This window comes from Rubrivirga sp. (genome assembly GCF_049648075.1).
GTDB lineage: Bacteria > Bacteroidota > Rhodothermia > Rhodothermales > Rubricoccaceae > Rubrivirga.
The window spans coordinates 1-5,867 of sequence record NZ_JBARYR010000566.1 but is presented as its reverse complement, the minus strand read 5'-3'; the positions used below and the strand labels follow the sequence as shown (position 1 = coordinate 5,867).

The following is a 5,867-nucleotide window of genomic DNA, read 5'->3' as shown; positions in this document are numbered from 1 at the left end:
CGGACCGACTGCGGGCGGCCCGCGCCGCCGTCAAGGCCGAGATGACCGAGGCCCGGAAGGCCGCGCCCGTCTTCGCCGAGCGAGCGCCCGCCATCGAGGGCGTCGACCCGGACCTGCGGTTCGCACTCGTTCGCATCGACTCGGCCGCGCAGGTCCACCCATTGATCGCCCAGCAGTGGCGGGGACGGCTGCCCAGGTACCCCGTGATCGGCGCCAACGTCGGCTACCTCGATGGCGTCGTCGCGTTCTCGACGCGGACCTCGAGGACGGACCTGAGCCTGCCGGTCTTGTACCAGTCCATCGACACGCCGGGCTGGAACGGGAAATGGGGCCACGGCCACGACCAGGCCAGCGGAGGTCATCTGCCGCCCGACGTGTTCAACCACGTCCTCGACGTCTTGGGCTTCGGGTCCGAGGCGCACGTCGCGGCGTAGGACTCGCCCCTTTGGCCTCGAGGCCGCCGCTCCACTATGGCCGACTGGTTCACCGCCGACCCCTCCTCGCTCGTCGCCATCGCGCTGACGGCCGTCGGCGTCTACGCCGCCGTGCTCGTCTACACGCGCCTGGCCGGTCTCCGGAGCTTCGCCAAGATGTCGAGCTTCGACTTCGCGATGACCGTCGGTATCGGGTCGATGCTGGCGTCCTCGATCCTGACCCAGACTCCGACGCTGGCGCAAGCCTTGGTCGGGATCGGGATGGTGTTCGCGCTGCAGATCAGCGTCGGGTGGGCCCGGCGGCGATGGAGCCTGGCTCAGAGGCTGGTGGACAACGAGCCGCTCCTGCTCATGGACGGATCTGAGATGCTCCAGGACCAGATGGCGAAGGTCCAGGTCACCGAGGACGACCTGTGGTCGAAGCTCCGCGAGGCCAACGTCCTCGACGTGTCCCACGTCCGCGCCGTCGTGATGGAGACCACCGGCGACATCACCGTCTTGCACGGCGACCCCGACGGGACGCCGCTCCAGCCCAAGATGCTGACCGGCGTCCGCGGCGCCGACCGCAAGGCGGAGGGCCGGGTGGACCTCCGCCCCAGCCGCGAGGGCGTCCAGTAGGAACCGGGGGCCGGTCACTCGGAGGTCATCCAGACGCGGTCCACCGTCCCGTTCCACCCCCCGCTTTGGTCCGAGCGCCGGTGCGCCCGCGGCGTCAAGAACCGGTCGCGGGGCGTGTCGAGAGCGCTCCGGGAGTGCGCCACGGGGACTCCGCCCTCGACGCGGAAGCCGAACGACCGAAGCGTGCGCCCGTCGGCCGTCACGACCTCGAGGTCGTAGTCCCCGTCCTCGAGGTCGCCGCGGTCGATGCCGAGCCGCTGGGACCGCTCGAACGGCGCCTCGAACGAGGCGAAGAGCATCCCGTCGGTCCCGGCCCCCTCGACCTCGAGGCCGTCGCGCGTGAGCACCTCGCGGAAGCGGACGGACTCCCCGCCGGCGTCGGCGGGGTCGAGCCAGTACCAGACGGTCACGTCCCCGTCGGGGTCGTCGGAGGGCACCGACAGGAGCGCCGTCGTGCGCCACGGACCCTCGACCTGCCACGTCGTCGACGGGGCGAAGGGGTCGTCGTCGGTCTGAGCCGAGAGCGTGAACGGGACGGCCCCGACCACGTCCCCGTCGAGCACGACCGCCAGCCGGTACGCGCCCGGTTCTGGGGAGGACGTGTACACCAGATCTCGACGCGGCTCGAGCTCGGCGAAGGCCACCTGTCCATCGTAGGGACGTGGCACGTAGCGCATCGTGGCGACGGCGGTGCCGGCCGCATCGAGGACAGCGAGTTGGTAGTCGCCGTCGGTGGGGAAGAGGGCGCCGATCTCGTGGCCCCTGGCGAGGAACGTCCCGCGGTCGTCGTTGAACGGGATGCGCATCAGGTCGAGCACGTCCACAGCAGGGAGCTGCTGGGCGTGGGGCGAGGCGGCGACGAGGAGGGCGAGGGCGAGGAGTCTCATGGCGCGGCGCGGCTGTTCGTCTGGCCTACGGTTTTCGAGCGCAGAGGGGACCACGCTGCCGGGAGCGCCGGTCGCCCTCGAGGCCGGACACAGAAGCGCCCGCCCCAGCTAACCGGGACGGGCGCCCGCACCCCCGAGAGCGGAGGCTACTGGCTGAGGAAGTCCAGGAGCACGCGGTTGACCTCGTCCGCGTGCGTGTGGTTGAGCCCGTGCGGGCCGCCCTCGACGGTGTGGACCGTGCTCCCCTCGACCAACTCGCTGCCCGGCTTCGCCGACGCCCCAAGCGGGACAATCTGGTCGTCGTCGCCGTGGATGAAGAGGGTGGGCACGTCGATCTTGGCGGCATCGGGCCGGAAGTCCGTCCGGCCGAACGCGTCCACGCAGTCGACGGTCGCCTTGGGCTGCGCCATCGTCGCGATGGACCAGTGGTAGTGGAGGACCTGCTCGCTGATCCGGTCGGAGAGCTTGTCGTAGTTGACGAACCCTTTTCCGAACCCCTCGAGGAAGCCGACGCGGTCGGCCTTGATGCCCGACTTCATGTCGTCGAAGACGTCGCCGGGCACGCCCGTCGGGTTGTCGTCGGTCTGGAGCATGAAGGGGAAGACGGAGCTCATGAACACGAGCTTCTCGACGCGGCCCGTCCCGTAGCGCCCGACGTAGCGGGCCAGCTCGCCGCCACCCATCGAGAACCCGACCAACGTCGCGGCCTCGAGGTCGAGCCCGTCGAGCAGGTCCTTGAGGTCGTCCGCGAACGTGTCGTAGTCGTAGCCGGACGTGGGGAACGACGACGCGCCGAACCCGCGTCGGTCGTACGCGACCACGCGGTAGTCGGCGTCGGTGAGCGGCCAGAGTTGGGGCTCCCACATCCGGTGGCTGAGGGGCCACCCGTGGATCAAGACCACCGTCCCGGCCGCGCCGTCCGGGTTGAGGTCTTGGTAAAACAGCTCGGCGGTGGGCTGGGCGGTCGAGGTCTGAAGGCTGGGCATCGGAGAGCGGAATAGTGGGCGAGGTATACCGAGCGGCCCCGAGGTCGATCCGGGCGCGTCGTCCTCGAGGGCGACCCCGGCCGTCGCCCGACGGGCACGCTCCGGGCCTACCTGACGAGATTTCTCCGTGGCCTCGTCCTCGGGGTCGGACCTTCGCTTCTCTCCCCGGTCACACCGTGAGCAGTTTCCCCCCCCCGTTCTACCGCTGGCGCCCGCACCCGTGGCACGGCCTCGAGGCCGGCCCCGACGCGCCGCGCGTCATCACGGCCTACGTCGAGATCACGCCGTCGGACTCGGTCAAGTACGAGCTCGACAAGGTCACCGGGTACACCCGCGTCGACCGGCCGCAGCGGAGCTCGTCGCACCCGCCGACGATCTACGGGTTCGTCCCGCGGACCTACTGCGACGAGCGCGTCGCGGCGCTCTCCGGCCCGGAGGCCGAGAAGGGCGACGGCGATCCTCTCGACGTGTGCGTGATCTCGGAGCGCAAGATCGACCGGGCCGACATCACGCTGGCGGCCCGCGTGGTCGGTGGTCTCCAGATGATCGACAACGGCGAGGCCGACGACAAGATCGTGGCCGTGCTCCAGGGCGACCTGTTCTGGGGCGGCGTTCGCGACCTCGATGACCTGCCCGAGAAGCTCATCGAGCGGCTGACCCACTACTTCTCGACGTACAAGATGGTGCCCGGCAGCACGTCCGAGGCGTCCATCGCACGGACGTACGGGCGCGAGCACGCCGAGAAGGTCGTCCTCGCCTCCCAGGCCGACTACGCCGACGAGTTCGAAGGGCCGCAGTAGCGGGGTCGGTTCGTCCTCGAGGCCGTAGCCTGTCGAGTTCTCCGCTCGTGTCCATGTCCCGCCCGTTCCTGACGGCTCGCTGGGAGAGCCTGCTGCTCGCCAACTACGCCGTCCCCGCCGGCGTTCTCGAGCCGTTGGTCCCGGCGGGCACCACGCTCGATCTGTGGCAGGGCGAGGCGTTGGTGAGCGTGGTCGGGTTCTTGTTCAAGGACACGCGCCTGGCCGGTGTCCCTGTCCCGTTCCACCGCCACTTCGAGGAGGTCAACCTGCGATTCTACGTCTGCCGCGAGGTGGACGGCGAGGTCCGGCGGGCCGTCACGTTCGTGCGCGAGATCGTCCCGCGGCGCGCCATCGCGGCGGTCGCGCGCTGGGCCTACAACGAGCCCTACATCGCCGCGCCGATGGACCACCACGTCGACCTTCTCCCCGAACGGGGCGGGCACGTCTCGTACGCCTGGGTGCATGGAGGCGAGAAGTTCGTGCTCAGCGCCCAAGCAAAGGGACCCGCCCAATTTGCGGAGCCGGGCTCCGAAGCCGAGTTCATCACGGAGCACTACTGGGGCTACACGCGTCAGCGCGACGGCGGCACCGTCGAGTACCAGGTCGAGCACCCGTCGTGGCGACTGTGGACCGCCGAGAACGTCGGGTTCGGCGGCGACACGACCGAGCTCTACGGCTCGGCCTTCGCCGACGTGCTGGCCGGGCCGCCCCGGTCGGCGTTTCTCGCGGTCGGCAGCGAGGTGGCGGTCCACGTCGGGCGCCGCATCAAGGTCTAGCCGTCCTCGAGGGCGCTACTCGACGCGCGTGCCCAGCGTCTGGGGCTGCCCCTCGATCTGGAGGCCGACGGTCCGTCCGGCCTCATCGAGGACGAACTCCCACGTCAGGTCCTGGCAGCAAAAGTAGAACACGGTCTCCGATCCCGCGATCAACGGCTCGCTCCCGCCCGCGCCTTCGGGCTCGAGGTGGAGCTGTCCATCCTCGAGGGTGATGTGCAAGCGCCCCATCCCAGACTCGTACACGCCGACGTGGCGCTCGAGGACGCGATCAGGCACGTCGGTGGTGAGTCGGGGGAGGGGGAGCGCGAACGGCTCGCCGTTCCAGATCGCCATCGCGGCCGTCAGAACGGGCGTGCGGTAGACGCCGTCGTCGGTCGCGATCATGGCGTACGTGGTGCCGGGCTGCGCGCCGTTGACTTCGCCGGCCTTCCGGCTCTCGAGTTCGCGCCACAGTCCGGCCTTGGTCACGCCGCCGTCTCCAAACGCACCGATGAGCGGTCGGGGAGTGTCGGTCGAGAAGCGACCGGCAGCGTAGGTGCTCAACGCGCCGCCCTCGAGGGCGGGAGGGGTGAGCGCGTCCACGACCCCGAGGTCGATGATCCGTCCGTTCCAGAACGCGTCGTCGAACCGGGCCAGGTCCTCCGCGGAGGTCCAGACACCGTCTCCGTCTCCGCCGGACCACGCGGCCCATCCGAGCTCGCCCGACGGAGCCACGAACGCGGTCGTCATCTCGGCGGGCTCGAACACGCGCTCGCGCAAGACGTCGGCGTAGGGCGTGCCGGATGCGGTCTCGAGGACGGCCGCCAACGTGGCGTAGTTGGCGTTGTCGTAGTCGAACGCCGTTCCGGGCTCGTGCACCAGACCAGGCGCATGCTGGGCGACCAAGGCTAGGAGATCGGCCGTGGTGACCGGGCGGGTCGTGTCGCGCTCCGCCGTCAGCATCGTCAGAAAGTGGAGGCCGGCCGTCTGGTCCATGAGCTGGCGAGCCGTGACCGCGTAGGGCCAGCCCTCGAGGACGTCCGCGACGGGTGCGTCGAGGTCGAGGCGTCCGTCGGCTGCGAGTGATAACGCGGCGGCGGCCGTCATCGCCTTGGTGACGGAGGCGACGTAGAGCGGCGTGTCCGTAGTGACCGGGTCGCCCTCGAGGTCGCCGGCCGCGAAGCGGTACATGACGTCTCCGTCCGCAGCGGTGATGACCAGGGCGCCGCTGAACAGGCCGTCCGCGTGCGCGGCGGTGAGCGCGGAGTCGAGGCGCGTGGCGCGGTCTGGCGGCTGAGCCGCAGAGGCGGTCGACAAGAGAGCGATGAGGGCGAGGCGAGCGAGCACGGGTCGGGAGAAAAACCGCCCTAACCTATCGGCCTCGAGG

6 protein-coding genes and 1 pseudogene are annotated in these 5,867 nt (G+C 70.2%); 4 read left to right on the top strand and 3 right to left on the bottom strand.

The genetic code is table 11. The features are described 5' to 3' along the window. Window positions 1-434 (top strand): annotated as a pseudogene (locus WBA11_RS15880) (hypothetical protein); the annotation flags it as partial. Window positions 435-470: 36 nt separating this feature from the next. Then, window positions 471-1,052, top strand: a complete 582-nt coding sequence (locus WBA11_RS15875; RefSeq protein ID WP_424521635.1) for a DUF421 domain-containing protein — start codon at window positions 471-473, stop codon at window positions 1,050-1,052. 14 nt (window positions 1,053-1,066) lie between these two features. Here WBA11_RS15875 and WBA11_RS15870 read toward each other — a convergent pair whose 3' ends face one another. Then, on the bottom strand, window positions 1,067-1,939 hold the full coding sequence (locus tag WBA11_RS15870; protein WP_424521634.1) for a hypothetical protein: 873 nt from the start codon (window positions 1,937-1,939) through the stop codon (window positions 1,067-1,069). Window positions 1,940-2,085: 146 nt separating this feature from the next. Then, window positions 2,086-2,925 carry an alpha/beta fold hydrolase gene (locus tag WBA11_RS15865; RefSeq protein ID WP_424521633.1) on the bottom strand — a complete coding sequence of 280 codons (840 nt, stop codon included), beginning with the start codon at window positions 2,923-2,925 and terminating at the stop codon, window positions 2,086-2,088. A gap of 176 nt (window positions 2,926-3,101) precedes the next feature. Here WBA11_RS15865 and WBA11_RS15860 point away from each other — a divergent pair, with 176 nt between their 5' ends. Both WBA11_RS15860 and WBA11_RS15855 read left to right on the top strand, forming a co-directional pair. Then, complete coding sequence (locus WBA11_RS15860; RefSeq protein WP_424521632.1) at window positions 3,102-3,725, top strand: inorganic pyrophosphatase; 624 nt, start codon at window positions 3,102-3,104, stop codon at window positions 3,723-3,725. 53 nt (window positions 3,726-3,778) lie between these two features. Continuing rightward, window positions 3,779-4,501 (top strand): YqjF family protein, encoded by a 723-nt coding sequence (locus WBA11_RS15855; protein WP_424521631.1) that lies wholly within the window; start codon window positions 3,779-3,781, stop codon window positions 4,499-4,501. Window positions 4,502-4,516: 15 nt separating this feature from the next. Here WBA11_RS15855 and WBA11_RS15850 read toward each other — a convergent pair. Continuing rightward, window positions 4,517-5,867 (bottom strand): serine hydrolase domain-containing protein (locus WBA11_RS15850; protein WP_424521630.1); only part of this gene is annotated, 1,351 nt, incomplete at its 5' end.